This window comes from Micromonospora sp. DH13 (assembly GCF_020873825.1).
Lineage (GTDB): Bacteria > Actinomycetota > Actinomycetes > Mycobacteriales > Micromonosporaceae > Micromonospora > Micromonospora haikouensis.
In genome coordinates, this window is record NZ_JAHWGR010000010.1 from 42284 (window position 1) to 68093 (window position 25810).

Sequence of the window (25810 nt, forward strand, 5' to 3'; positions counted from 1 at the left end):
GACCCCGAAACGGGCGGGCTGAGCGGTGGACCCGACGAGCGGCGGGTTGAGCGGTGGACCCGACGGGCGGGCGGGGCGCGCCGGCCCGGGCTGCCCCGAGGCCGCCCGGCGCGACGGCGCGCCCCGCGCCGGTCAGGTGGTGGTGCAGGTGAGGTTCGTCGGCGGGTTGTTGGTCCCGGTCGTCGTGCCGATGAAGCCGAACGTGGTGGAGGCGCCGGCGGCCAGCGCCCCGTTGTAGTCGACGTTGCGCACCGTCACGTTCGACCCGCTCTGGGTGTGCGAGCCGCCCCAGATCTGGCTGATCACCTGGCCGTTGGGGAACGTCCAGGAGACCGTCCAGCCCCGGATCGCGGTCGCGCCGGCGGTGACGGTGACCTCGCCCTGGAAGCCGCCCGACCAGGATCCCGTCACCGCGTACGTCGCCCGCGCGCCGGACGACGGCGGCGAGCTGGTCGGCGGCGGGGTCGGCGTCGGCGTCGGCGACCCGGTGGGCGTGGTGGTGGGGGCGGGCGTCGGGGTGGGGGTCAGGGTCGGTGACGGCGTGACGCCGGGCCGCGCCGCCCGGTAGGTGTGGCCGGCGCGGACGGTGAGCGCGACGACGTCCGTCTCCGGCCGGGTGACGGCCGGCGTGCTGCCGTCGGTGACGTCGACGAGGGTGAAGCTGCCGGTGAGCAGCCGCGCGCGCAGCTTCAGCGTGCCGTCGCGGTCGGCGCGGATGGCGATCTCGTCGATCTGGCTGTTGGTCCAGGCCACGCCGACGGTGTAGCCGCCCCGGCCGCGCAGGCCCGCGACCTGCCCGGTGGGCCAGGCCGTCGGCAGCGCGGGCAGCACGTGCAGCTCCCCGGCGTGGCTCTGCAGCAGCATCTCGGCGATGCCGGAGGTGGCCCCGAAGTTGCCGTCGATCTGGAACGGCGGGTGCAGGTCGAACATGTTCGGCGCGAGCCGGTCGGTGCGCACCAGGTCCTTGAAGAGCTTGTGGGCGCGGGCGGCGTCCTCCAGCCGGGCCCAGAAATTGATCTTCCAGGCGAGGGACCAGCCGGTGCCGTCGTCGCCGCGCAGCTCCAGCGTCTTGCGCGCGGCCTCGTGCAGGGCCGGGGTGCCGCGCTTGGTGATCTGGTTGCTGGGGTGCAGGCCGTACAGGTGGGAGACGTGCCGGTGGGTCCGCTCGGTCTCGACCCAGTCGGCGAGCCACTCCTGGACGTTGCCGCGCGAGCCGACGCGGCTCGGGGGCAGCCGGTCCTTCGCGGTACGCACCTGGGACCGGAAGGTGGTGTCGACGCCGAGCGCCTCGCTGGCCCTGGCCGCGGCGTCGAACAGGTCGCGCAGGATCTGGTTGTCCATCGTGGGGCCGGCGCAGACGCTGACGTTCGAGTGGTGGGCGAGTTCCGGCGAGTTCGACGGGTTCGTCACCAGGTAGCCGAGCGTCGGGTGGGCGACCAGGGTGTCGAGGAAGAACTGCGCGGCGCCCTTCAGGGCCGGGTAGTTGGTCTGGAGGAAGCCGAGGTCGCCGGTGAACAGGTAGTGCTCCCAGATGAGCGTGGCCAGCCACGCGCCGCCGGTCTGCCACATGCCCCACAGGGCCCCGTCGACGACCGACGCGCCCCGCCACGCGTCCGTGTTGTGGTGGGTGACCCAGCCGCCCGCGCCGTACTGGGCCTGGGCGACGCGCGCGCCGGTCACCGTCAGGTCCTTGATCATGTCGAAGACCGGCAGGAAGCACTCGGACAGGTTCGTCGTGTCGGCCGGCCAGTAGTTCATCGGCAGGTTGGCGTTGATCGTGTACTTCGAGTCCCAGGACGGGGCCAGGGAGTCGTTCCAGATGCCCTGCAGGTTCGCCGGCTGGGTGCCCGGCCGCGAGGAGGAGATCAGCAGGTAGCGGCCGAACTGGAACAGCAGCGCGGCGAACTGCGGGTCGTTGGTGCTCGCGTGCTGGGCGATCCGCACGTCGGTGGGCTGGTCGGCGGCGGCCGTGCGCCCCAGGTTGATCGTCACCCGGTTGAACAGCGCCTGGTAGTCGGCGACGTGGCGGCTGCGCAGCTGGTCGATGGCCACGCCCTTGGCCGCGTTGAGCCGGGTGCGCGCGATGCCCTGGTAGTCGCCGTTGACGGTGCGGTAGTTGACGTAGCTGGACCCGATCGAGACCAGCACGGTCACGCTCGTGGCCCCGGAGACCCGCAGGGAGCCGCCGGAGCTGCTGACCGTGCCGCCCGTCGCGATCGCGTGGGCCAGGCCGAGGAACCGCACCGACCCGTTGATGCCCTCCATGTTGCCGGAGATGCCGTCGACGGCGATCGTGCTGGCGTCCGGGCTCGACATGGTCGTCCGTTGCGGACTGTCGAAGGTGGCGGTGAACGTGATCGAGTTCGCCTTGTCGGCGGTCAGCCGCAGCACGATCACCTGGTCGGGGGCGCTGGCGAACACCTCACGCTGGTAGCGGACCCCGCCCAGCACGTACGTGGTGGTGACGGTGGCGGTGGTGAGGTCGAGGGTGCGGTTGTACTGCGACACGCCGCTGGCCGAGCCGAAGGCGAGCCGGAGGTTGCCCACGGTCTGGTAGGCGAGCTGGCCGCCCGGCGAGCCCATCATCGTCTGGTTGATCAGGTCCTGCGCCGAGGACCACTGGTCGGCGAAGACGCGGCGGCGGATCTCGGCCAGGTTGGCCGCGCCCCGGGTGTTGGCGGAGTCGTACGGGCCGCCGGCCCACACGGTGTCCTCGTTGAGCTGCAGCCGCTCGGTGTCGACGTTACCGAAGACCATCGCGCCGAGGCGTCCGTTGCCGATGGGCAACGCACGCAGCCAGTCGGTGCCGGCCCCCTCGTCGTACCACAGCGCCATGTCACCGGCTGCCAGCGCCTGCGGCGGTGCCGCCGAGTCGGCGCGGGCGACGGCGCTCCACGCCGCCGGCACCAGCGCGGCCCCGGCCCCCGCGGCCCCGGCCTTGAGCACGTTCCTTCGTGTCACTTCAGACATGATCTCTCCAGTTCACGCGGCTCAGAGGCTGGTGCAGGTCAGGGACGGCGTGTTCGGCGAGCCGCTGGCGAGGAAGCCGAACGTCGTGGACGTGCCGGCGGCCAGGCTGCCGTTCCAGGTCTCGTTGGAGACGTTCTGGGTGCTGCCGGCGGGCGCGTTGCGGCCGCCCCAGATCTGGGTGATCGTCTGCCCGCCGGCGAGCGTCCAGCTGACCCGCCACCCGCTGATGGCGGTGCCGCCCGCGGTCACCTTGACCTCGCCCTGGAAGCCGCCCGACCACTGGCCCGTGGTCTGGTAGCTGGCGGCGCACCCGCCCGGTGCCGGGCTGGTCGGCGGCGTGGTCGGCGGGGTCGTGGGCGGCGTGGTCGGCGGCGTGGTGGGCGGGGTGCCGGCGAACTGGGTGAAGAACCGCCACACCTCGCCCGGTACCCAGGTCCGCGAGCCGCTGTCGCCGCCGGCGCCGTCCTGCGGCGCGGCGATGTGGCCGCCGTCGAACGCCGCCCACACCACCGGGTAGCCGGACCGGCAGCCGGAGTAGCTGAAGACGGTGTGCGTGAGGCTGCCCGCCCTCGGCTCCGGCGGGCTCGCCGCCGTGCACCCGTTGTTGCGCACGAAGCGGTCGCGCAGCGAGCGCCCACCGGCGATGTTGTCGCCGATGCCGTGCACCCCGAGGTACGCGAACGGCTGGGTGCCGCCGCTGCATCCGCTGAGCGTGCCGGGGGCGGACTGGACGGCGACCGCCCGGAAGACGTCCGGCCGGGCACAGGCCAGCGCGTAGCTCATGGATCCGCCGTAGCTGAAGCCGACGGAGAACCGCTGCGTCGTGTCGACGCACAGGCCGCCCTCGATCCGGCGGAGCATGTCGTCGACGAACGTGAGGTCCTCGCCGCCGGCGTTGGCCCAGCCGTTGTCGATGCCCTGCGGCGCGACGAAGATCGTGCTGTTCTCCGCCAGGCGCAGCAGGCCGTAGTAGGCCCACACGTCCCGCTGCACCGTCTGGCCCGTGGCGACGTCGACCGCGGTGCCGCCCCACCAGTGGAACCCGAAGACCAGCCGGTACGGCCGGTTGGTGTCGTAGCCGTCGGGAACCCGCAGGATGAACGTGCGGTTCTTCCCGTTGCTCTGGATCGTGTGCGTGCCGCTGGCCAGCGTCGGCGCCTTGCCGCAGCCGGCCGTCGCCGCCGCCGCGCCGACGTCCGCGGCCTGGGCGGTGCCGCCGAGGCCGCCGCCGACCATCGCAGCGCCCATGCCGAGGGTCAGCAGCGTCGCGACCGCGACGGATGCCAACCGGGACCTGTGTGTGGACATCAGATGTCTCCTTCATGCCGTGGGGTGGTGGTGTCGACGGCATGCCGTCGTTGGTCAGCCCGGACGTGGCCGTCCGGCCGGGAGCGGCCACCAGCGCTGACCTGCCCACGGTCAGGCGTGACGGGGAAGATGGCGTGCCTGCCCGGCCGTTGGCGCGTGAACTGGCGCTGACGCGTTGGAGCTCGTCGGGTCGCCGACCGGTCGCCCGTGCCGGTGCGGTGATGAGGACAGCGCGTCGAACGACGCTGCTGTTGCCAGCGAGAGCCACACCCGCGTTCTCGACGCTGACGTGCGTCGATGTCTGCCGGCGTCCGAGCTCCCGACGGTGCACCAGCTTTGCCCACATAGACTTTCGTGGATTCCCGTGCCCGCCGTCAAGATATGACGTTTAGGTTTCGCGAAAGTTTTCCGCTGATGAGGCGCCGGTCTGTCGCGGTCGCCGCCCGCCCGCCGCCCCGGAGGCCACGGAGCGGGCCTGCGGACCTTGAGCCCGGCCGGGGTTTCTCGTAGCATCCAGGGTCCGAAATGTTACCGCGAACATTTCTCGGAGGTGGTGCCAGTGTCCGCCGACGCGCACTACCGTAACCCGGTCGTCGCCGGTTTCTATCCCGACCCGAGCGTCTGCCGCGTCGGCGACGACTACTACCTGGTCTGCTCCAGCTTCGAATACTTCCCGGGCGTGCCGCTGCTGCACAGCCGGGACCTGGTCAACTGGCGGCAGATCGGCAACGTGCTCGACCGCCCGAGCCAACTCCAACTCCCCGCGGACACCCCGGCCTCCCAGGGCGTCTACGCCCCGACCATCCGCCACCACGACGGCCGGTTCTGGGTGGTCACCACCAACGTGAGCCTGGGCCGGCACCTGATCGTCACCGCGCAGGACCCCGCCGGGCCGTGGTCCGATCCGGTCCAGATCGACCTGCCGCACGTCGACCCCTCGCTGGCCTGGGACGACGAGGGGAACTGCTGGCTGACCACCTCGGGGGTGAAGTCCTACCGGATCGACCCGGACACCGGCCGGGTGCTGGAGGGCCCGATCCCCCTCTGGTCGGGCACCGGCGGCCAGTACCCCGAGGCCCCGCACCTTTACCGCATCGACGGCTGGTGGTACCTGCTGCTCTCCGAGGGCGGCACGCACACCGGCCACGCCGTCTCGGTCGCCCGGTCGCGCAGCCCCCGGGGCCCCTTCGTGCCCGCACCGACCAACCCGATCCTCACCCACCGGGGCAGCAACCTGCCGGTGCAGGCCACCGGGCACGCCGACCTGGTCCAGAGCCCCGACGGCGGCTGGTGGATGGTCCTGCTCGGCATCCGGGCCAAGGGCCAGTGGCCGCCATACCACGTCCTGGGCCGCGAGACCTTCCTGGTGCCCGTCCGCTGGGTCGACGGGTGGCCCGCCGTCGACCCCGTCGAGGAGGTCACGGCGGCCCCGGCCGGCAGCGCCCCGGCGCTCGCCGCCCCGGCCGAGGCGGGCGCGTACCGCGACGACTTCGACACAGCCGTCCTCGCCCCCGGCTGGGTCTCGCCGCGCTCCCGGCCCGACGCCGCCTGGTCGCTGACCGCGCGGCCCGGCTGGCTCACCCTGAACGCCACGGGGGCGACGCTGGACCGCGCCAGCGCGACGATCGTGGCCGCCCGGCAGCGGCACCACGACTGCCGCGCCAGCGCCCGCCTGGACCCGGGCGGCGGCACCGCCGGGCTCACCATCCGCATCGACGAGGCGCACCACTACGACCTGGAGGTCTCCGCCGGCCGTGTGCGGGTCGTCGGCCGGGTCGGCCCGTTCCGGCAGGTCTTCGCCGAGCTCGCCGTGCCCGGCGGGCCGGTCGTCCTCACGATCGCCACCCGCACCCACGACCTCCGTCCGCCGACCGTGACCGGCGCCGCCGACCTGGCGGCCGGGGCCGCGCCCTTCGGCGTACGCGCCGCCGCCTGCGACATGGTGGCCTTCGAGGTGGAGACCCCCGACGGCCCCCGCGTGCTGGCCGAGCTCGACGGGCGCTACCTGTCCACGGAGGTCGCCGCCGGCTTCACCGGCCGGGTCGTCGGCATGTACGTCACCGAGGGCAGCGCCGCCTTCGACTGGTTCGACTACCGGCCGGCGGGCTGACGGCGCTCGCCGCGGCGGTCACGGCCACCGTCCCGCCCCGGGCGGCCGCCGTAGACTCTGCCCCGTGATCGAGGACGGCCCGCGGCGGCATCCCCGCAAGCCCCGGCGCGGTGACCTGCCCATCGCCACGATCGCCGAGCTCGCCGGGGTGTCCCCGCCCACGGTGTCCAAGGTGCTCAACGGCCGCGGCGGCGTCGGCGAACAGACCCGGCGACGGGTGGAGGCGCTGCTGCGCGACCACGGCTACCGCCGGCGGCAGGCCGCCGGGGCCACCCCCTGCGTCGAGGTGGTCTTCCACCAGATGCTGCCCTCGATCGCGATGGAGATCCTGCGGGGGGTCCAGCAGGTCGCCGGCGCGCGGGACTGCACGGTCGGCTTCACCGACGTCCACCGCCGGGTCCTGGTGGGACAGTCCTGGGTGGAGCCGATGCTGCGGCGACAGCCGACCGCCGTCATCACGGTCCTCTCCCAGGTCACCGCCGAGCACAGCGCGCAGTTCGCCGCCAGCGGCGTGCCGCTGGTCGCCGTCGACCCGATCGGTGACCTGTTCCCCACGCCCGCCGTCGGGGCCAACAACTGGAGCGGTGCCCTCGCCGGCACGCGGCACCTGCTCGACCTGGGCCATCGCCGGATCGGAGTGCTCACCGGCCCGGTCAAGGACCTGTCCGCCCGGGCCCGGCTGGACGGCTTCCGTGCCGCGCTGGACTACGCCGGGATCCCGTTCGACGACGGTCTCGAACGACGCGGAGTGTTCACCTTCGACAGCGGCCGGGAACTCGCGGCCGAGCTGCTGTCGCGGCCCGCGCCGCCCACCGCCGTCGTGTGCGGCAACGACCTGCAGGCGCTGGGCGTCTACGCGGCGGCGCGCGAGGCCGACCTGCGGATCCCCGACGACCTCAGCGTCGTGGGCTTCGACGACATCGACCAGGCGGCCTGGCTGGCGCCGCCGCTGACCACGGTGCGGCAGCCCTTCGGCGAGATCGGGGCCACCGCCGCGCGACTCGCGCTGTCCATGGCCGACGGCCACGCCCCGGCCCAGGAGCGGTACGAGCTCAACACCGCTCTCGTCGTGCGCGGCAGCACCGCGCCGCCCCGGGCCGGCTGAGCGGGGCAGGGCCGCTGCGGGTCCGGCATCCCGCCGGGCGGGGTCAGCCCTTCAGCGGATACGGGATGAAGGTGCTGCGGTTCTCGTCCAGGTCGAGCCGGCCCGTGATCGGCGCGGCGGCGCGCTGCGGGCAGGTCATCCGCTCGCAGGTCTTGCAGCCGGGGCCGATCGACGTGGTCGCGTCGGCCGCGTACAGGTCGATCCCGGCGGAGTAGACCAGCCGCTCGGCGTGCCGGGTCTCGCAGCCGAGCCCGATCGCGTAGACCTTCCCCGGCTGGTTGTAGCCGCCGTGGTGCCGGGTGATGGTGCGGGCGATCCACAGGTAGCGCTGCCCGTCGGGCATCGCGGCGACCTGCACGACGACCCGGCCGGGCGAGCTGAACGCCTCGTAGACGTTCCACAGTGGGCAGGTGCCGCCGGTCAGCGAGAACGGGAAGCCGGTGGCGGACTGCCGCTTGGACAGGTTGCCGGCCCGGTCGACCCGGACGAACGAGAACGGCACCCCCCGCGCGCGGGGCCGCTGCAGGGTGCTGAGCCGGTGGCAGACCGTCTCCCACCCCATCGCGAAGTGCTGGGTGAGCAGGTCGATGTCGTAGCGGCGCTGCTCCGCCGCGGCGAGGAAGCGCTCGTAGGGCAGGATCAGCGCGGCGGCGAAGTAGTTCGCCAGGCCGACCCGGGTGAGGATCTGCGTCTGCACGTCGTCGAAGCGTTCCTCCTCCACGATCTCGTCGATCACGTCGGCGAACTCCAGCAGCGCGATCTGCGCCGCCATCCGCATCGCCTCCTGCCCGGCCCGCAGCGACGTCGACAGGTGCAGGGTGCGCGTCTGCGGCCGGTAGCGGTGCAGCTCGTCGCCGAGCAGGGTGGCGTCGTCGCGGCGCACCTGCACGCCGTGCCGCTCGGCGAGCCGGTCCTGCAAGGCGGAGCGCACCTCGCCGCGGCGCAGCCCGATGGTCGCCGCCAGCCGCTCCGCCGCCTCGTCGAGGTCCGGCACGTAGTTCTGCCGCCGGTAGAAGAACTCGGTCACCCGGTCGTGCGGGCTGCGCCCGATCGTCTCCCGGTCGCCGAGCAGCTCGGCGAGCTGCTCGTCGGCCTGCCGGTAGCGCCGGTGCAGGTCGAGGACGGCCTCGGCGACCTCGGGCAGCCGGGTGGCCAGCTCGGTGAGGTCGGCGACGCTCGGCCGCCCCGGGAGCGCCTCGCGCAGCCCGGCGACCAGCCGCGGCGTGTCGCGCGGGGCGAACACCGTCGGGTCGACGCCGAAGACCTCGGTTATCCGCATCAGCACCGGCACGGTCAGCGGGCGCGCGTCGTGCTCGATCTGGTTGAGATAGCTGGGGGAGATGTTGAGCAGGCGGGCCAGGTGCGACTGGCTCAGCGCGCGGTCCTCGCGCATCCGGCGCAGCCGGGCGCCCGCGAAGGTCTTGCTGATCGCCCTCACCTCCTCGTCGGTCTTTCGGCAGCCCAGCACCGTTGGCAGGCTGCAAATATAACCCTTCGCAACTTCGCAAGACGGGGCGCGAACTTCTCAGAACTTGGCTTCTTCCGTCCCTCGACCGCACCGCCGACGCCGTGTGACCGTTGGCGACACGCCGGACGGGCACCGCGGTCACGCCGCTGGGCGGCACGACGGAGCGCCGGCGTCACGACAGCCGAGGAGACGACATCATGCAGAACGCCGTGGAGAAGTTGCGGACCGAGTGGGAGACCGACCCCCGCTGGCAGGGGGTGCGCCGCGGCTACCGCGCCGAGGACGTGGTGCGCCTGCGCGGGGCGATCCAGGAGGAGCACACCCTGGCCCGGCACGGGGCGCAGCGGCTGTGGCGGCTGCTGCACAGCGAGGACTACGTCCACGCCCTGGGCGCGCTCACCGGCAACCAGGCCGTGCAGATGGTCCGGGCCGGGCTGAAGGCGATCTACCTCTCCGGCTGGCAGGTGGCCGCCGACGCCAACCTCGCCGGGCACACCTACCCCGACCAGAGCCTCTACCCCGCCAACTCGGTGCCCGCCGTGGTGCGCCGGATCAACAACGCCCTGCTGCGCGCCGCCCAGATCACCACCGCCGAGGGCGACGAGAACGGGACCGACTGGCTGGCCCCGATCGTCGCCGACGCCGAGGCCGGCTTCGGCGGGCCGCTCAACGCGTACGAGCTGATGACCGCCATGATCGCGGCCGGCGCGGCGGGCGTGCACTGGGAAGACCAGCTCGCCGCCGAGAAGAAGTGCGGCCACCTCGGCGGCAAGGTGCTCGTCCCGACCGGGGCGCACATCCGCACCCTGGAGGCGGCGCGGCTCGCCGCCGACGTCGCCGGGGTGCCGTCGGTCATCATCGCCCGCACCGACGCGCAGGCCGCCACGCTGCTGACCACCGACGTCGACGAGCGGGACCGGCCCTTCGTCACCGGCGAGCGCACCGCCGAGGGCTTCTACCGGGTGCGCAACGGCGTCGAGCCGTGCATCGCCCGGGGCCTGGCCTACGCCCCGCACGCCGACCTGCTCTGGATGGAGACCTCCACCCCCGACCTGGAGATCGCCCGGCGCTTCGCCGAGGCGATCAAGGCGGAGCACCCGGACCAGCTCCTCGCCTACAACTGCTCGCCGTCGTTCAACTGGCGCAAGCACCTCGACGACGCCACCATCGCCAAGTTCCAGCGGGAACTCGGCCACATGGGCTACAAGTTCCAGTTCATCACCCTGGCCGGCTTCCACGCCCTCAACTACTCGATGTTCGACCTGGCCCGCGGCTACGCCGCCGACGGCATGCCCGCCTACGTGTCGCTGCAGGAGCGGGAGTTCGCCGCCGAGCCGGCCGGCTACACCGCCGTCAAGCACCAGCGCGAGGTCGGCACCGGCTACTTCGACCTGATCAGCACCGTGCTCAACCCGGCCGCCGAGACCACCGCCCTGCGCGGTTCCACCGAGGAGGAGCAGTTCGCATGAGATACGAGATCATCGGCCCGATGGCCGACCGGTTCGACGAGGTCCTCACCCCGGCGGCGCTGGAGTTCCTGGTCGAGCTGGACAGCGAGTTCGCCGCCCGCCGGGTGGCCCTGCTGGACACCCGGCGGGCCCGCCGGGACCGGTACGCCACCGGTCAGCTCCCCGACTTCCTCCCCGAGACCGCCGCGATCCGCGCCGACCCGACCTGGCGGGTGGCCCCGCCCGCGCCCGGCCTGCTCGACCGGCGGGTCGAGATCACCGGCCCGCCCGACCGCAAGATGACCGTCAACGCGCTCAACTCCGGGGCGCGGGTGTGGCTCGCCGACTTCGAGGACGCCACCTCGCCGACCTGGCACAACGTGGTCTCCGGTCAGCTCAACCTCATCGACGCCCTGGACCGGCGGATCGACTTCACCGACGCGCGCGGCAAGCGCTACGCCCTCGGCGACGAGCTGGCCACGATCGTCGTGCGGCCCCGCGGCTGGCACCTCGTGGAGAAGGGCATCGTGGTGGACGGGCGGCCCATCTCGGCCAGCCTGGTCGACTTCGGGCTCTACCTGTTCCACTGCGCGCGGCGGCAGCTCGACGCGGGCGCCGGACCCTACTTCTACCTGCCGAAGCTGGAGAGCCACCACGAGGCGCGGCTGTGGAACGACGTCTTCGTCTTCGCCCAGCAGCGCCTGGGCCTGCCGCGCGGCACCATCCGGGCCACCACCCTCATCGAGACGATCACCGCCGCCTTCGAGATGGAGGAGATCCTCTACGAGCTGCGCGAGCACTCGGCGGGCCTGAACGCCGGCCGGTGGGACTACATCTTCAGCGTGATCAGGAACTTCGGGCAGTGGTCGGACTTCGTCCTGCCCGACCGGGCCGAGGTCACCATGACGGTGCCGTTCATGCGGGCGTACACCGAGCTGTTGGTGGCGACCTGCCACCGGCGCGGCGCGCACGCGATCGGCGGGATGGCCGCGTTCGTCCCCAGCCGGGACCCGCAGGTCAACGAGGTGGCCCTGGGTCGGGTGCGGGCGGACAAGCGGCGCGAGGCCGGCGACGGCTTCGACGGCTCGTGGGTCGCCCACCCGGGGCTGGTCGCCACCTGCCGGGAGGAGTTCGACGCGGTGCTGGGCGAGCGCCCGCACCAGCTCGACCGGCTGCGGGACGACGTCAGCGTCGCCGCCGCCGACCTGCTCGCCGTCGACAAGACCCCCGGCCAGGTCACCGCCGCGGGGGTGCGCGCCAACATCGCGGTCGCGCTGCGCTACATCGACGCGTGGCTCGGCGGCGCCGGGGCGGTCGCCCTGTGGAACCTGATGGAGGACGCGGCGACCGCCGAGATCGCCCGCTGCCAGGTGTGGCAGTGGCTGCACCACGGCACCCCGCTGGCCGACGGCGGCTGCGTGACCGACGAACTGGTCCGGAGCATCCTCGCGCAGGAGCTGGCCGACCTGGTGACGGGTCGCGGGGCCGCCGACCGGGAGCGCGCCGAGCGGGCCGCCCGCGTCGTCGAGGACACCGCGTTCGGCGAGGACCTGCCGGCGTTCTTCACCACCGGCGCGTACGCCCGGCACCTCGGCCCGGGCCGCCGGCTCGCGGCGTCGGCGCGCTGAGGCGGCGCATCGGCCGCCGACGCGGTGGCGGTCCGGACCGGTGCCGGTTCACCGGCCCGGACCGGCCGCCAGGTCCTCCTCGACGCGCTTCGCGGTGGCCAGCAGGGGCGGCAGCAGCTCCGTGCGGATCGTCTCGGACGAGCCGCGGCTGGCGTGCGCGGAGACGTTGATCGCGGCGACCACCGACCCGTCCTCCCCGTGGATCGGCGCGGCCAGCGAACGCAGCCCCTCCTCCAGTTCCTGGTCCACGATCGCGTAGCCCTGTGCGGCGATCGTGGTCAGGGCGGCGCGCAGCCGGGCCGGGTCGGTGACGGTGTGCCGGGTCAACGGCCGTAGCCGCGCCGTGGCGAGGTAGTCGTCCAGCCAGTCGGCGGGCTGCGCGGCGAGCAGCACCCGGCCCATCGACGTCGCGTACGCGGGGAAGCGGCTGCCGACGCTGATCCCCACCGTCATGATGCGCCTGGTGGCGACGCGGGCGACGTAGACCACCTCGTCGCCGTCGAGGACCGACACCGAGCAGGACTCGCGCACCTGCGCGGCCAGCGCCTCCAGGTGCGGCCGGGCGACCTCCGGCAGGCCCAGGCCCGACAGGTAGGCGTAGCCGAGGTCGAGCACGCGCGGGCGCAGCGAGAACAGCCGCCCGTCGGTGTGCACGTAGCCCAGCTCGACCAGGGTGAGCAGGAAGCGCCGGGCGGCGGCCCGGGTCAGCCCGGTGGCCCGCGCCACCTCGCTGAGGGTGAGCCGGGGGTGCTCGGCGTCGAACGCGCGGATCACGGCCAGGCCGCGCTCCAGCGACTGGACGAACTCGCCGGATCGCGCCGCGTCGGTCACTCGGTCTCCTGCCGCAGGGTCGCCCGGGGCGGCCTGGCGCAGCCGTCACCGTCGGTGGCCAGCGTAGCCGCGCCGTCCGCGGCGACCGGCACCGGTGCCCCGCGGGTCGCGCGGCGTCGGCGCCCGGGACCGGTCGTCCCGTCACGCCTCCAGGACGACGGCCAGGCCCTGGCCCACCCCGATGCAGATGGCGGCGAGCCCCCGGCCCCCGCCGCGGCGGTGCAGCTGCCAGGCCAGCGACCCGAGGATGCGCGACCCGGAGGAGCCGAGCGGATGGCCGAGGGCGATGGCGCCGCCCTGCGGGTTGACGATCGCCGGGTCGAGGTCGGGCCAGTGGGCCAGGCAGGCCAGGGACTGCGCGGCGAACGCCTCGTTGAGCTCCACCACGTCGAGGTCGGCCCAGCCGAGGCCGGCGCGGCGCAGCGCCTCCTCGGCGGCGGCCACCGGGCCGATGCCGAACAGGTGGGGCTCGATCCCGGTGACGGCCCGGGAGACGATCCGGGCCAGCGGCGCGCGCCCGATCTCCCGCGCGCCGGCGGCGTCGGCGATCAGCAGGACGCTCGCCCCGTCGTTCAGCGGCGACGAGTTGCCGGCGGTGACCGTGCCGGCGGGCCGGAAGACCGGCTTGAGCCGGCTCAGCGCCTCGGCGGTGGTGGTCGGCCGGATGCTCTCGTCCCGGTCGACGTCGGTGCCGGGCACCGGGACGACCTCGTCGGCGTACGCGCCGTCGCGCCAGGCCCGGTCGGCCCGCTGGTGGCTGCCCAGCGCGAACTCGTCCTGCCGCTCGCGGGTGATCCCGTGGCGTTCGGCGAGGATCTCCGCGCCCTCGCCCAGCGCCACCGTCCACTGTGCCGGCATCGCCGGGTTGACCATCCGCCAGCCCAGCGTGGTGGAGTGCAGCGTCTCGTGCCCCCGGGGGTAGGCCCCCTCGGGCTTGGGCAGCACCCACGGCGCGCGGCTCATCGACTCCACCCCGCCGGCGAGGCAGATCGACGCGTCGCCGAGGGCGACGGCCCGGGACGCGCCGATGACGGCCTCCAGGCCGGAGCCGCAGAGCCGGTTGACGGTCGCCCCGGGCACCGACGGCGGCAGGCCGGCCAGCAGGACGGCCATCCGGGCCACGTCCCGGTTGTCCTCACCGGCGCCGTTGGCGTCGCCGAGGAGCACGTCGTCGATGCGCGCCGGGTCGAGCCCGGGGCTGCGGGCGACGACCTCCCGCACCACGTGCGCGGCGAGGTCGTCGGGGCGTACGCCGGCCAGGCCGCCGCCGTGGCGGCCGATGGGGGTGCGGACGGCGTCGAGCACGTACACGTCGCGGGTCATGGCGTCGCCTTCAGCGTGGCCTGCAGGGCCCGCAGCGCGGCGAGCTCGTCGGGGGTGGGGGGCTCGTTGGTGGTCAGCCCGTCGGCGACGGCGAGCGGCCAGCCGGTGGCCGCCCGGGCCTGCTCGACGGTGACGCCGGGGTGCAGCCGGGTGAGGGTCAGCTCGCCGGTGGCCGGGTCGGGTTCGAGGACGCCGAGGTCGGTGATCACCGTCCGGGGGCCGCCGCCGCGCAGCCCGAGCCGGGCCCGGTCGCCCGGCCCCGTGCCGTAGCCGACGGAGGTGACGAAGTCGACGCGCCCGGTGAACGTGCGCCGGCTCTGCCGGACGATGACGACCACCTCGCCGCAGGACGCGGCGATCTCCGGGGCGCCGCCGGCGCCGGGCAGGCGGACCGCCGGGTCGGCGTAGGAGCCGCCGATGACGGTGGTGTTGATGTTGCCGTGGCGGTCGAGCTGGGCCGCCCCGAGGAAGCCGACGTCGATGCGGCCGGGCTGGAGCCAGTAGTTGAACACCTCCGGCACGGAGACGACCGCGTCGGCGGTGTCGGCGAGGATGCCGTCGCCGATGGACAGCGGCAGCCGGTCGGGCTTCGCGCCGAGGCAGCCCGACTCGTAGACCAGCACGAGGCCGGGGGCGTGGGTGACGCGGGCCAGGTTCGCCGCGGTGCTGGGCAGGCCGATCCCGACGAAGCAGACGGTGCCGTCGCGCAGCTGCCGGGCGGCGGCGACCGTCATCATCTCGTCGGCCGACCAGTCCGCCGCGCTCACGCCGGCACCTCCGTCGTCAGCACGTGCCGGGCGATCCAGGCCCGGAAGGTGTCGCGGTCCCGGCTGATCGCGTCCCAGTCGCGGTAGAAGTCGTTGTCGCGCACCGAATAGCCCTGCGTGTACGACGGGTGCGCGCCGCCGGGGACCCGGGCCACCGCCGTGATCGCCCACCCGGGCAGGACGACCTGCCCCGGCACCGGCGTCAGCTCGTCGACGAACTCCTCGACGGTGACCAGGGACCGGCGCGCGGCGAGCACGGCCTCCTTCTGCACGCCGGTGATGCCCCACATCTGCACGTTGCCGGCCCGGTCGGCGCGCTGGGCGTGCACCACGGTCACGTCGGGCCGCAGCGCGGGCAGCGCGGTCAGCGTCTCGCCGGTGAACGGGCAGTCGACGGTGCGGATGGTGGCGGTGTGGCGGGGCAGGTCGGTGCCGGTGTAGCCGCGCAGCACGGCGAACGGCAGGCCGGAGGCGCCCGCGACGTAGCGGTTGGCCATCCCCGCGTGGCTGTGTTCCTCCAGCTCCAGGGGCGCCGGCCAGGAGTGCTGCACGGCGTCGCGGAAGCGGTGCAGCGAGCCCACGCCGGGGTTGCCGCCCCAGGAGAAGACGAGGCGGCTGGCGCAGCCGGCCCCGATGAGCTGGTCGTAGATGACGTCCGGGGTCATCCGCACCAGGGTCAGGCCGCGCCGCCCCTGCCGGATGATCTCGTGACCGGCGGCGAACGGGATGAGGTGGGTGAACCCCTCCAGGGCCACCACGTCCCCGTCGTGCACCAGCTCGGCGATCCCGTCGGCCAGCGAGACGATCTTCGCCATCGCCCTCCCGCCTCCTGTGCTGTCGTCGTCCGCGTTATCGTGTTCGCTATGCGGACGGGTGTACTCATGTCGAACGTAGTGCCCGGCGGCGGAGGCCGTCAACGGCGACGGCGTGCCGCGTCGGTCACTCGTCCTCCTGCCGCAACGCCCGCCGGGCCACGGCGAACGCCCGGTTCGCCGCCGGCACCCCGGCGTAGACGCCGACCTGGAGCAGGACCTCGCTGATCTCCTGCGGGGTGAGGCCGTTGCGCAGGGCGGCGCGGACGTGCATGGCCAGCTCCTCGTCGTGGTGCAGGGTGGCGAGGACCGCGAGGGTGATCACGCTGCGGGTGCGCCGGTCCAGCCCGGGGCGCGACCAGATCTCGCCCCAGGCGTAGCGGGTGATCAGGTCCTGGAAATCGGCGGTGAACGCGTCGGTGGCGGCGACGGCCCGGTCGACGTGGGCGTCGCCAAGGACCTGCCGGCGGACCGCCATGCCGGCGGCGTGCCGGTCGCGCTCGGGCGGGGGACCGGATGGCTCGGGTGCCGGTTCAGGCGTCACGGTGTGTCTCCTCGGCGAGGTGGTCGCGCAGCAGGCGGCCGACCTGCCCGGGCTGCTGCACGTTGGCCAGGTGCGCGGCGTCGGCGACGACCGCCAGTCGGGCCCCGGGGATCCGTTCGGCGATCAGCCGGGCGTGCGGCACGGGGGTGGCCTGGTCGTCGGCCCCGGCGACGACCAGGGTGGGCGCCCGGATGCCGGTCAGGTCGTCGCGCAGGTCCATCGTGGAGATCGCCGCGCAGCACGCGGCGTACCCGTCGGCCGGCGTCGAGGTCAGCATGGCCCGCCAGGCGGCGACCGCCTCCGGCCGGGCGGCGGCGAAGCCGGGCGTGAACCAGCGGGCCACCACGGCGTCGGCCACGGCCGGCAGGCCGCCGGCGCGCACGGCCGCCGCCCGGTCGTGCCACATCCGCGCCGGGCCCAGGGCCGCCGACGTGCACAGCAGCGCGAGCCGGCCGACCCGCTCGGGCGCGTGGGCGGCCAGCCACATGCCGACCATCCCGCCGAGGGAGAGCCCGGCGTAGTGCACGCGCTGGGCGTCGAGGTCGTCGAGCAGGCGCAGCACCTCCCGGCCGAGCAGTTCGATGGTGTACGGGCCCGGCGGTACCGCCGAGCGGCCGTGGCCGAGGTGGTCGTACCGGACCACCCGGAAGTGGGCGGTGAGCTCGGCCAGCTGTGGTTCCCACATGGCGGCGGTGGTGCCCAGCGAGCTGCCGAGCACGAGGACCGGCGCGTCGGGCGGGCCGTCGACGGTGGCGTGCAGGCGGGACGTCACGAGGGCCCGGCCCGGTGCGCGCGGTGGTCGGCCAGCGCCCGGTCGACGAGGAGCCCGGCGGAGCCGAGCCAGCCGTACGGGTCGAGCGCCTCGTCGATCTCGCGCGGACCCAGGTGCGCGCGGACCTCGGGGGCGGCCAGCAGCGCGGCGCGGAAGTCGGGCCCGGCCGCGGCCCGCGCGACGACGTCGTGCGCCGCGCCCCGGCCCAGGGCGGGCGTCAGCCGCGCGGCCACCGCCTCGGCCAGCACGAGGCCGCCGGTGGCGTCGAGGTTGGCCCGCATCCGGCGCGCGTCGACCCGCAGCCCGCCCAGCATCCGGGCGGTGCGGGCGGCCGCGCCGCCGGCCAGGTGCAGCAGGTCGAGCAGCGGCTCCCACTCGGCGTGCCAGGCTCCGGCGGCCCGCTCGTGCTCCTGCACGGCGGCGGCGTACAGGGTGGCGACCAGGCCGGGCCCGCGCCGCGCCGCCGCGCCGACGAGGACCGAGTCGACCGGGTTGCGCTTGTGCGGCATCGCCGACGAGCCGCCCCGGCCCGGCCCGGCGCCCGTGGCCGCGTCGCCCTCGGCCGCCTCGCCGACCTCGACCTGGGCGAGCAGCCCGACGTCGAGCGCGGTCTTGCCGGTGGCGGCGAGCAGCCCGCCGAGCGCGGCGGCGAGGTCGAGCAGCGGCTGGCGGCGGGTGTGCCAGGGCAGCGGGCTCGCGGCGAGGCCGAGGCGGGCGGCGAAGCGGGCGGCGACCGCCGGCCCGGCCGGGCCGAGCGCGGCGAGCGTGCCGACCGCGCCGCCGAGCTGCGCCGGCAGCGCCGCGCGGACCGCGTCGAGCCGGGTCCGGGCCTCGGCCAGGCCGACCAGCCAACCGGCGGCCTTCAGGCCGAACGTGGTCGGCGCGGCCTGCTGGCCGAGGGTGCGGGCGAGCATGACCGTGTCGCGGTGGGCGGCGGCCAGCCGGGCCGCGGCGTCGGCGGCCCGGTCCAGGTGGGCCAGCAGCGGCCCGGCCGCCCGCGCCGCGACCAGCATCAGCGCGGTGTCGAGGACGTCCTGGCTGGTCGCCCCGAGGTGCACCCAGGCGCGGGCCGGCTCGGGCAGGGCCGCGGTGAGCTGCCGCACGAGCGGCACCACCGGGTTGCCGGCGTCCTCGGCGGCCCGGCCGAGGGCCGCCGGGTCGAACAGGTCGGCCCGGCAGCACGCCCCGATCGCCTCGGCCGCCGCCCGGGGCAGCACCCCGCAGTCGGCCCCGGCGGCCGCGAGCGCGGCCTCGGCGTCCAGCAGCGCCCGCAGCAGCGCCCGGTCGGTGAGCTGCGCGTCGACCCCGGGGTCGCCGGACAGGCCCGAGAGCAGGCCGTCAGACGGCGAAGAAGACGGTCTCATCGTCACCCTGGAGCCGGATGTCGAAGCGCACCCCGTCGGCGGATTCCCGGCCGACGAGGGTGCCCCGCCGGTCGGCGTCGACACCGCGCAGGACGGGGTCGGCGGCGTTGGCCGCCGGCTCGTCGGGGAAGTAGAGCCGGGTCACGACCCGGTGCAGCAGCCCGCGCCCGAACACCGACAGGTTCAGGTGCGGCGCCTCGGTCCCGCCGTCCGGTGCCGGCAGGGCCCCGGGCCGCACGGTCAGCAACGCGTACCACCCCTGGTCGTCGGTCTCGCTGCGCCCGAACCCCCGGAAGCCGGCCACCGACGACGCCCGCGCGCCGCGCGGGTCGTCGGGGTGGTCGAACCGGCCGTCCGGGTCGGCCTGCCAGCTCTCGACCAGGGCGTCCACGACCGGCGCTCCCGCGCCGTCGGTGATCCGGCCGCGCACCCAAAAGGAGCCCGGGGCGCCGGGCGGGACCACGTGCGGGCCGTCGGGCCAGCGCAGGCCGATGCTCAGGTACGGCCCGACGGTCTGGGCCGGGGTCACGCCGTGGCGCTCACTCATCGTCGTCCTCGTCCTCGAAGGGCGTGCTCTCCCGGCCCCGCAGCACGATGTCGAACTCGTACGCCAGGGCCCACTCCGGGCGGGTCGTCGCGTGGTCGTAGCGGGCGACCAGCCGCTGGCGCGCCGCCGGGTCGGGGATCGAGTTGAGCACCGGGTCCTGGAAGAAGAGCGGGTCGCCGGGGAAGTACATCTGCGTCACCAGGCGCTGGGTGAACGCCCGGCCGAACAGCGAGAAGTGGATGTGCGCGGGCCGCCACGCGTTGTCGTGGTTGCGCCAGGGGTACGCGCCCGGCTGCACCGTGACGAACCGGTAGCGCCCCCGCTCGTCCGTGCAAACCCGGCCCACGCCGTCGAAGTGGGGGTCCAGCGGCGCAGCCCAGTTGTCCACCGCGTGCCGGTAGCGGCCGGCGGCGTTGGCCTGCCAGATCTCCACCAGGGTGTGCGGCACGGGCCGCCCGTCGCCGTCGTGGACCCTGCCGTGCACGATGATCCGCTGGCCGAGCGGCTCGCCGTCGTGCTGCCGGGTCAGGTCGTGGTCGAGCGGGCCGAGCCGGCCCTCGCCGAGCAGCGGCCCGGTGACCTCCGTGAGCCGCTGCGGCAGGTACACCAGCGGTCGGCTCGGCGCGCGGAGCACCGTCGACCGGTAGCCCGGGCTGAGCAGGGGCGGGTGGGCGTCGACGTCGTCACGCCGGTACGTCGGCAGCGTGCTGACGGGGTGGTCCATGGGGCGACTCCCTCGCGGGTTGGATCCACGCATGCTACTTTTGGATCCCTTGATTGGAAAGTGGGGGCCCGCGTGAGCAGACTCGACGACGTACCGCACGACGCCGCCACCGTCGCGGCGTGGCGCAGGTCGGGGTCATGACCGTCGCCCTCGCCGCCCCGCACCACGAGGCCGTCCGCGCCGGCGAGCGCGCCGTCGCCGCCGGCGGCAACGCCCTCGACGCGGCCCTCGCCGCCGCCTGCGCGCTCACCGTGGTCTACCCGCACCAGTGCGCCCTCGGCGGCGACCTCATCGCGGTGGTCCGCTCGCCCGAGGGGGAGACGACGGCGGTGGTGGCGGCGGGCACCGCGCCGCGCGGGATCGACCGGCCGGCGGCGGGGTGGCGGACCATGCCGGGGCAGGGCGCGCACTCCGTCACCGTCCCCGGCGTCGTCGCTGGCTGGCGGGAGCTGGCCCGGCTCGGCGCGCTGCTCCCGCTCGCCACGCCGCTGCGGGAGGCGGCGGCCGTCGCCGAGGCCGGCACCCGGGTCAGCGCGGGACTCGAACGCGCCCTCGACAGCCGCCGCGACACCGTGCTGGCCGACCCGGGGCTGAGGTCGGTGTTCGCGCCCGACGGGCGTCCGCTGCGGCAGGGGGCGACGCTGCGCCAGCCGGCGCTCGCGGCCACGCTGCGCCGGCTCGCCGCCGACCCGCGTGACCTGTACGAGGGGGAGACGGCGCGGGCCATCGTACGGCTGCTGGGATCCCTGGGCGGTGCCCACACGCTCGCCGACTTCGCCGGCTACCGGCCGCAGACGGGGCCGGCGGTGACCCGGGAGATCGCGGGCCGCACCTGGTCGGTCGCGCCGCCCCCGTCCGTCGGGGCGGTCCTGCTCGGCGTCGCGGGCGCGGTGGCCGACGGCGACGGCGAACCCGACCCGGCGCGCCTGCTCGACGCCAGCCTGGCCGGGGTCGCCGCCCGGGCCGGGTTCCTCGGCGACCCCCGCACGGGCGGGGCCGACCTGGCGGCCCTGCTGCGGCTCGACGCCCCTGCGGCCGCCGCCGGCCCGGCCGAGCCGCCCGCCCGCGGTGACACGGTCGCGGTGGTGGCCAGCGACGACGCCGGCTGGAGCGTCTCGCTCGTGCAGAGCGTCTACCAGACCTTCGGCGCGGGCCTGCTCGAACCGGAGACCGGCGTCGTGCTGCACAACCGGGGCGCGGCGTTCAGCCTCGACCCCGCGTCACCGGCGCGGCTCGTGCCCGGGGCCCGGCCCCCGCACACGCTCTGCCCGGTCATCGTCCACTCCGCCGAGGCCACGGTCGTCGCGGGCTGCCAGGGCGGCCGCGCCCAGCCGTGGATCCTGGCCCAGCTGGTCCCCGCGACGACGGACCTGGCCCGCCCGCTCGACGAGGTGCTGGCCCGGCCGCGCTGGGTGGTCGGCGACGTCGACCTGGGCCACGCCGACCTGACCCTGGTGGCCGAGCCGGGCGTGGACGACCGGGTGGTCGACGCGGCGCGGGCCGCCGGCCTGCCCGTCGCCTGGTTCCCGGGCCGGGCCGACGCCGCCGGCCACGTCCAGGTCGTGCGCAGCCGCGACGGGCGCGACGGCGCGGCGTTGCAGGCCGCCAGCGACCCCCGCGCCGACGGCGCGGCCGTGGTGGTCCGGGCCCCGGGCCCCCACCACCGAGCCTGAGCCCTGCCCGGGTCCGGGTCGCAGTCCGAGCCACCGTCCGGGTCGTAGTCCGAGCCACCGTCCGAGTCCGACCAGAAGGAGCACCATGCCGATCCACACCGTCCTCGGGCTGATCGCGCCGGAGCAGCTCGGGCCGACGTCCATGCACGAGCACCTGCTGAGCGATCTGCGCATCTGGTCGAAGCCGCCCCGGGAGCTGCCGCCCGTGGGCGTGCCGATGGGCCCGCAGCTCGCGTCGTACCTGCGATGGAACGCGCTGTCGCTGGAGGAGAACCTGATCCTGCACGACCCCGACGTCGCCGCCGAGGAGCTCGCCCACGTGCGGGCGGCCGGCGGATCGGCCGTCGTGGAGCTCACCCTGGAGGGGATGGGCCGGCGCGTCGGGGACCTGCCGGAGATCGCGCGCCGCGCCGGGGTGCACGTCTGCGTCGGCTCGGGCTTCTACGTGGAGGAGACGATGCCGGCGCACGTGCGGGCGGCGGGCGTCGACGAGCTCACCGAGCTGCTCGTGGCGCAGCTGACCGACGGCATCGGCGACACCGGCATCAGGCCCGCCCTGCTCGGCGAGATCGGCACGAGCTGGCCGATCACCGACGCCGAGTGGCGGATGGTGCGCGCCGCCGGCCGGGCCGGCGCCCGCACCGGCGCGGCCGTCTACATGCACCTGTCCTTCCGGGGCGCGGGCGGCGTACCGGTGCTGGCGGCGCTGCTGGAGGAGGGGATGCCGGCGGACCGCGTGGTCATCGGCCACCTCGACGAGCGGTGGGACCGCGGCTACCACCGCGAGATCGCCCAGGCGGGCGCCGTGCTCGCCTACGACACGTTCGGCTCGGACTTCTACTACGGCACGCCGGCCCTGCGCAATCCCACCGACGCGGAGCGGCTCGACATGGTCGGGTGGCTGTTGAGCGAGGGGTTCGGCGGGCAGCTCGTGGTCGGCGCGGACGTCTGGACGCAGGCGAACCTCCGCCGCAACGGCGGCAACGGCTACGACCATCTCTTCCGCCGGATCGGCCCGGCGATCGCCGACCTCGCCGGGGGCGACCCCACCGTCGTCGACACGATCCTCGTCGGCAACCCCCGCCGCCTGCTCGACCGCCCCTGACCACTGCCGGGCGGGGCCCGGGCCGCGTCGTCAGCCGACGGCCGGCCCAGGCACCCCGTCGGCCGGGTCGGGTGCCGCGCCGGGCCGGCCAGGTGCCGCGCCGGGCCGGTCGGGCGGGGCTTCGCGGGCGAAGGCCGCGACGACGACCAGCGCCGCCACCTGCAGCGCCGCGACGAGGAGGAACGCCCAGCCCGTCGAGGCGGCGGCGATGACGAGCCCGCCGACGAGCGCGCCGCCGGCGTTGCCGAGGCCGGTGAAGCTGGAGAACAGGCCGAGGCCGAGGGCCTGGTTCGCGCCGTCCAGGCCCCGGGCGGCGAGCATCGTCAGCGACGGGTACAGCGGCGAGAACCCGATGCCGATCAGGACCTGGGCCGCCGCGGCCACCCAGAAGTTCGGCGCCAGGCCCATGGTGACCAGGCCGGCCGCGAGCGCGCACAGCGAGACCGCGGTCGCGCGGACCGGGCCGATCCGGTCCGGCAGGCCCGCCAGGGCGATCCGCGCCCCGATCACGCTGATCGAGAAGACCGCGAACACGGAGGCCGCGCCCGTGACGCCGCCGGCCGGCACGCCCCGGGCCTGGAGGTGGACGAGGAGGAAGCCGAGCATCAGCCCCTCGCCGCACCAGGCCGCGGCGGCGACGACGCCCGGCACCCAGACCGCGCGGAAGGAGCCCCGGACCGCGCCCGCGCCCCGGCTGTGGGGGGCCGCCGGTGGCCGCGCCGGCCGGGGCAGCCAGGCGACGAGTACGACGGTGGCCACCTCCAGGACGGCGCACAGCGCGAACACGCCGGCGGGCCCGACCGCCTGGTTCACGGCCACGCCGACCTGCGGGCCGACGGCGAGCCCGAGCCACACGCTCAGCCCGAAGACGCTCAACGCCCGGCCGCGTTGCCCGGTGGGCGCCAGCGCGACCAGCCAGGCCATGACGAGCGTCATCGCGGCGGCGTTGCCGAGGCCGAACAGCAGCCGGGCCGGGCCGGCGCCCCACAGGGAGGGCACCGCCGCCAGCAGGAGCATCCCGAGTGCCGCCGTGCCGCCGCCGGCCAACGCCACCGTCCGGTAGCCGCGTCGGTCGCCGAGCATCCCGGCCACGGGCATGGCGACCATCGAGGCGACCGCGCTGAGCGAGATGAGCACGCCGGACAGGGACGCGTCGCCGCCGAGCACGCGTTCGACGTAGCCGGGGATGATCGGGGTGCTGGCGGAGTTGGTCATCGCGCCCAGGGTCGAGGCGGCGAAGAGGAGCCAGAAGGGTACGGTCCGGGTGACGTCGCGGGGCGACGTCATGACGCCGTCGGTTCCGGCGCGCACTCCAGGCTGAGCCACAGCTCGAAGCAGTTGCGCCGGGACAGCGCGGTCGCGCCGATCGACGCCCGCCCCACGCTGCCGACCTCGTCGCCGAACACCTCGACGAAGAGGTCAGTCGCGCCGTTGGAGACCTCGTGCAGCGGCTCGAACCCGGGTGGGCAGGCCACGAAGCACAGGGCGCGGGACAGGCTCACCACGTTGTCGAGCGAGCCGAGCGCGAGCCGGATCATCCCGAGCGTGTGGACCGCGGTCAGCCGGGCCGCCTGGTAGCCCTGCGCGACGGTGACGTCGACCCCGACCACCCCGGGGTGCAGCCGCTCGCCGGCCCGGTTCTCGGGCGTGAGCCCGCTGAGTTCGAGCAGGTCGCCGATGCGGTGGAACGGCTTCAGCCGGCCGTAGCGCCGCCCGTACGGTGGGTCGGCGTAGTCGGGGATCTCCAGGCCGAGTTCCCGGACTCTCTGCTCCGCACTGGCCACAGACTCTCCCGATTTGTATCCGAAGATGGTTAGAGTGGATCCACTTTAACCGGAGGAGGCTGGCATGACGACCCCGACCCCTGAGCAGCGCGTGGCCGAGCTGGGCCTGGTGATCCCCGACTACGCCGACCCGCCCTACGGCGAGCGGTACGGCGCGATGAAGCCGTTCCACCGGTCGGGCCGCACCCTCACCCTCGGCGGCATGACCCCGGAGGACCGGCAGGGCAACAAGGTGTTCCCGGGTCGGGTCGGCGCGACCGTCACGCCGGAGCAGGGCTACGAGGCGGCCCGCTACACCGCCGTCAACGTGCTCGGGCTGATCCGTTTCGCGGTCGGCTCCCTCGACGAGGTCACCTCCTTCGTGCGTACCCTCTGCCTGGTCGTGACGACCCCGGAGTTCAGCGACGTCAACCTGGTCGCCAACGGCGCGGGCGACCTCTTCGTGGAGGTCTTCGGCGACCGGGTCGGGCGGGCCACCTCGGCGAGCGTGGGTGTGCTGAGCCTGTCGGGCGGCAACGTCTTCGAGATCCTCACCGTCGTCGAGACCCGCGGCGCGGCCGACTCCTGACCCGCCCGCCCGGGTGGGCGCGCGGCCGGCGACGGTCGCCCGCCCCGGCCGCGCGGGGTCAGAACGCCCGGACCAGCAGCACGCCGCCGACGACCGCGCCGAAGACGATGATGACCGCGCGCAGCAGGGCGGGCGGCAGCCGTCGGGCGAGCCGGGCGCCGAGGAAGCCGCCGAGCATGGTCGCCGGCACCAGCACCCCGGTGGCGGCCCAGTTGACCGGCCCGAACACGCCGTAGACCAGGATGGTCACCACGCCCACCGTCGCCGAGAGGACGTTCTTCAGCGCGCTGACCCGGCGCAGCGAGTCGTCGAGGACGAGCGCCAGGCCGGCGATGAGCAGCAGGCCGAGTGCTGCGTTGAAGTAGCCGCCGTACAGCCCGCAGCCGAAGACGGCCAGGTGCAGGGCCGCGCCGGCCCGGCGGGGGGAGTGGGCCCGGGGCTGCCCGGCGATCGCGCGCACCCGGCCCTGGAACGCCAGCAGCGCGGTGGCGCCGAGCACCAGGAACGGCACCACGACGTCGAAGACCGCGCGGGGCGTGACCAGCAGCAGCACGGTGCCGCAGAGCGCGCCGAGGACGGCCGTCGGCACCGCGCGGCGGATCCGCTGGGCCTGCCCGGCCAGGTCGGCGCGGCTGCCGAGGACGCTGGCGCCGTAGCCGGGTGCGACGGAGAGGGCGTTGGTCACGTTCGCCGACACGGGCGGCAGGCCGATGCCCAGCAGCGCCGGGAAGGTGATCAGCGATCCGCCGCCGGCGACGGCGTTGACGATCCCGCCGGCCAGGCCGGCGAGCAGCAGGAGGGCGGCCTGGGACGGGGTCACGATTGGCACTCGCGCATTGGATCCAATGTCATGTAGCATGGATACATCACTCGGGCGCGGAAGGCCACCCCGGCCTCCGGCGCCGGGCCCGCCCCCGCCGGGTCCCGCCGGCCCGCCCTGTCCGGACGGCACAGGCGCC

Annotated in this window: 22 protein-coding genes; 7 read left to right on the top strand and 15 right to left on the bottom strand. The window is 75.0% G+C overall.

Translation table 11 applies throughout. The annotated features are described in order from the left end of the window. Positions 1 to 132: 132 nt before the first annotated feature. Positions 133 to 2970, bottom strand: a complete 2838-nt coding sequence (locus LPA42_RS12390; protein WP_228986560.1) for a glycoside hydrolase N-terminal domain-containing protein — start codon at positions 2968 to 2970, stop codon at positions 133 to 135. 21 nt (positions 2971 to 2991) lie between these two features. After that, entirely contained in the window at positions 2992 to 4278 is a 1287-nt protein-coding gene (locus LPA42_RS12395; RefSeq protein WP_077939713.1) for a cellulose binding domain-containing protein, read from the bottom strand. Positions 4279 to 4837: 559 nt separating this feature from the next. Between LPA42_RS12395 and LPA42_RS12400 the strand changes: the two genes are divergently transcribed. Continuing rightward, positions 4838 to 6388: a glycoside hydrolase family 43 protein gene (locus tag LPA42_RS12400; RefSeq protein ID WP_077939714.1), complete on the top strand. Its 1551-nt coding sequence runs from the start codon at positions 4838 to 4840 to the stop codon at positions 6386 to 6388. Between the two features lie 64 nt (positions 6389 to 6452). Next, positions 6453 to 7493 carry a LacI family DNA-binding transcriptional regulator gene (locus LPA42_RS12405; protein ID WP_077939715.1) on the top strand — a complete coding sequence of 347 codons (1041 nt, stop codon included), beginning with the start codon at positions 6453 to 6455 and terminating at the stop codon, positions 7491 to 7493. A gap of 43 nt (positions 7494 to 7536) precedes the next feature. Here the strand turns inward: LPA42_RS12405 and LPA42_RS12410 are convergent, their stop codons facing one another. Further along, entirely contained in the window at positions 7537 to 8961 is a 1425-nt protein-coding gene (locus LPA42_RS12410) for a short-chain fatty acyl-CoA regulator family protein (protein ID WP_228986561.1), read from the bottom strand. 197 nt (positions 8962 to 9158) lie between these two features. On the opposite strand from LPA42_RS12410, the gene aceA reads away from it, so the two are divergent. Then, complete coding sequence (aceA, locus tag LPA42_RS12415) at positions 9159 to 10430, top strand: isocitrate lyase (protein ID WP_077939716.1); 1272 nt, start codon at positions 9159 to 9161, stop codon at positions 10428 to 10430. Further along, on the top strand, positions 10427 to 12037 hold the full coding sequence (gene aceB / locus LPA42_RS12420) for a malate synthase A (protein ID WP_077939717.1): 1611 nt from the start codon (positions 10427 to 10429) through the stop codon (positions 12035 to 12037). Before aceA ends, aceB begins: the two co-directional genes overlap by 4 nt. A gap of 48 nt (positions 12038 to 12085) precedes the next feature. Here aceB and LPA42_RS12425 read toward each other — a convergent pair whose 3' ends face one another. The 9 genes from LPA42_RS12425 to pcaH form a co-directional block, all read right to left on the bottom strand. Next, positions 12086 to 12868: an IclR family transcriptional regulator gene (locus tag LPA42_RS12425; protein ID WP_077939718.1), complete on the bottom strand. Its 783-nt coding sequence runs from the start codon at positions 12866 to 12868 to the stop codon at positions 12086 to 12088. 141 nt (positions 12869 to 13009) lie between these two features. Next, positions 13010 to 14191, bottom strand: coding sequence for a thiolase family protein (locus LPA42_RS12430; RefSeq protein ID WP_077939719.1), 1182 nt, complete (start codon positions 14189 to 14191; stop codon positions 13010 to 13012). Then, positions 14188 to 14928 carry a CoA-transferase gene (locus LPA42_RS12435; protein WP_176734258.1) on the bottom strand — a complete coding sequence of 247 codons (741 nt, stop codon included), beginning with the start codon at positions 14926 to 14928 and terminating at the stop codon, positions 14188 to 14190. Before LPA42_RS12435 ends, LPA42_RS12430 begins: the two co-directional genes overlap by 4 nt. A gap of 26 nt (positions 14929 to 14954) precedes the next feature. Continuing rightward, positions 14955 to 15773, bottom strand: coding sequence for a CoA transferase subunit A (locus tag LPA42_RS12440; protein WP_077939721.1), 819 nt, complete (start codon positions 15771 to 15773; stop codon positions 14955 to 14957). Positions 15774 to 15897: 124 nt separating this feature from the next. Further along, positions 15898 to 16248: a 4-carboxymuconolactone decarboxylase gene (pcaC, locus tag LPA42_RS12445; RefSeq protein WP_043969478.1), complete on the bottom strand. Its 351-nt coding sequence runs from the start codon at positions 16246 to 16248 to the stop codon at positions 15898 to 15900. A gap of 55 nt (positions 16249 to 16303) precedes the next feature. After that, positions 16304 to 17086 carry a 3-oxoadipate enol-lactonase gene (pcaD, locus tag LPA42_RS12450; RefSeq protein WP_077939723.1) on the bottom strand — a complete coding sequence of 261 codons (783 nt, stop codon included), beginning with the start codon at positions 17084 to 17086 and terminating at the stop codon, positions 16304 to 16306. Next, positions 17083 to 18450: a 3-carboxy-cis,cis-muconate cycloisomerase gene (gene pcaB / locus LPA42_RS12455; RefSeq protein WP_077939724.1), complete on the bottom strand. Its 1368-nt coding sequence runs from the start codon at positions 18448 to 18450 to the stop codon at positions 17083 to 17085. Before pcaB ends, pcaD begins: the two co-directional genes overlap by 4 nt. Further along, the gene (gene pcaG, locus LPA42_RS12460) at positions 18425 to 18997 is read right to left on the bottom strand and encodes a protocatechuate 3,4-dioxygenase subunit alpha (protein WP_077939725.1); all 573 of its coding nucleotides are present in this window, start codon (positions 18995 to 18997) and stop codon (positions 18425 to 18427) included. The genes pcaB and pcaG overlap by 26 nt, the downstream gene beginning before the upstream one ends. Next, positions 18990 to 19721 carry a protocatechuate 3,4-dioxygenase subunit beta gene (pcaH, locus tag LPA42_RS12465; protein WP_077939726.1) on the bottom strand — a complete coding sequence of 244 codons (732 nt, stop codon included), beginning with the start codon at positions 19719 to 19721 and terminating at the stop codon, positions 18990 to 18992. The genes pcaG and pcaH overlap by 8 nt, the downstream gene beginning before the upstream one ends. 119 nt (positions 19722 to 19840) lie before the next feature. On the opposite strand from pcaH, the gene LPA42_RS12470 reads away from it, so the two are divergent. After that, entirely contained in the window at positions 19841 to 21394 is a 1554-nt protein-coding gene (locus tag LPA42_RS12470; protein WP_228986562.1) for a gamma-glutamyltransferase, read from the top strand. Positions 21395 to 21479: 85 nt separating this feature from the next. Continuing rightward, positions 21480 to 22499 (top strand): phosphotriesterase, encoded by a 1020-nt coding sequence (locus LPA42_RS12475; protein ID WP_077939727.1) that lies wholly within the window; start codon positions 21480 to 21482, stop codon positions 22497 to 22499. 30 nt (positions 22500 to 22529) lie between these two features. Here LPA42_RS12475 and LPA42_RS12480 read toward each other — a convergent pair whose 3' ends face one another. Both LPA42_RS12480 and LPA42_RS12485 read right to left on the bottom strand, forming a co-directional pair. Continuing rightward, positions 22530 to 23786, bottom strand: coding sequence for an MFS transporter (locus LPA42_RS12480; RefSeq protein WP_144082782.1), 1257 nt, complete (start codon positions 23784 to 23786; stop codon positions 22530 to 22532). Next, complete coding sequence (locus LPA42_RS12485) at positions 23783 to 24283, bottom strand: RidA family protein (RefSeq protein ID WP_077939729.1); 501 nt, start codon at positions 24281 to 24283, stop codon at positions 23783 to 23785. The genes LPA42_RS12480 and LPA42_RS12485 overlap by 4 nt, the downstream gene beginning before the upstream one ends. Positions 24284 to 24347: 64 nt before the next feature. On the opposite strand from LPA42_RS12485, the gene LPA42_RS12490 reads away from it, so the two are divergent. Beyond that, positions 24348 to 24851 (top strand): RidA family protein, encoded by a 504-nt coding sequence (locus tag LPA42_RS12490; RefSeq protein ID WP_077939730.1) that lies wholly within the window; start codon positions 24348 to 24350, stop codon positions 24849 to 24851. A gap of 58 nt (positions 24852 to 24909) precedes the next feature. Here LPA42_RS12490 and LPA42_RS12495 read toward each other — a convergent pair whose 3' ends face one another. After that, positions 24910 to 25671: a sulfite exporter TauE/SafE family protein gene (locus LPA42_RS12495; RefSeq protein ID WP_096761717.1), complete on the bottom strand. Its 762-nt coding sequence runs from the start codon at positions 25669 to 25671 to the stop codon at positions 24910 to 24912. Between the last annotated feature and the right edge of the window lie 139 nt (positions 25672 to 25810).

What these genes read in the sequence shown, in the direction of transcription:
- LPA42_RS12390 (WP_228986560.1), bottom strand. Translation starts at nt 2,970, where the DNA reads ATGTCTGAAGTGACACGAAGGAACGTGCTCAAGGCCGGGGCCGCGGGG.
- LPA42_RS12395 (WP_077939713.1), bottom strand. Translation starts at nt 4,278, where the DNA reads ATGTCCACACACAGGTCCCGGTTGGCATCCGTCGCGGTCGCGACGCTG.
- aceA (WP_077939716.1), top strand. Translation starts at nt 9,159, where the DNA reads ATGCAGAACGCCGTGGAGAAGTTGCGGACCGAGTGGGAGACCGACCCC.
- aceB (WP_077939717.1), top strand. Translation starts at nt 10,427, where the DNA reads ATGAGATACGAGATCATCGGCCCGATGGCCGACCGGTTCGACGAGGTC.
- LPA42_RS12430 (WP_077939719.1), bottom strand. Translation starts at nt 14,191, where the DNA reads ATGACCCGCGACGTGTACGTGCTCGACGCCGTCCGCACCCCCATCGGC.
- LPA42_RS12435 (WP_176734258.1), bottom strand. Translation starts at nt 14,928, where the DNA reads ATGATGACGGTCGCCGCCGCCCGGCAGCTGCGCGACGGCACCGTCTGC.
- LPA42_RS12440 (WP_077939721.1), bottom strand. Translation starts at nt 15,773, where the DNA reads ATGGCGAAGATCGTCTCGCTGGCCGACGGGATCGCCGAGCTGGTGCAC.
- pcaC (WP_043969478.1), bottom strand. Translation starts at nt 16,248, where the DNA reads ATGGCGGTCCGCCGGCAGGTCCTTGGCGACGCCCACGTCGACCGGGCC.
- pcaB (WP_077939724.1), bottom strand. Translation starts at nt 18,450, where the DNA reads ATGAGACCGTCTTCTTCGCCGTCTGACGGCCTGCTCTCGGGCCTGTCC.
- pcaG (WP_077939725.1), bottom strand. Translation starts at nt 18,997, where the DNA reads ATGAGTGAGCGCCACGGCGTGACCCCGGCCCAGACCGTCGGGCCGTAC.
- pcaH (WP_077939726.1), bottom strand. Translation starts at nt 19,721, where the DNA reads ATGGACCACCCCGTCAGCACGCTGCCGACGTACCGGCGTGACGACGTC.
- LPA42_RS12475 (WP_077939727.1), top strand. Translation starts at nt 21,480, where the DNA reads ATGCCGATCCACACCGTCCTCGGGCTGATCGCGCCGGAGCAGCTCGGG.
- LPA42_RS12480 (WP_144082782.1), bottom strand. Translation starts at nt 23,786, where the DNA reads ATGACGTCGCCCCGCGACGTCACCCGGACCGTACCCTTCTGGCTCCTC.
- LPA42_RS12490 (WP_077939730.1), top strand. Translation starts at nt 24,348, where the DNA reads ATGACGACCCCGACCCCTGAGCAGCGCGTGGCCGAGCTGGGCCTGGTG.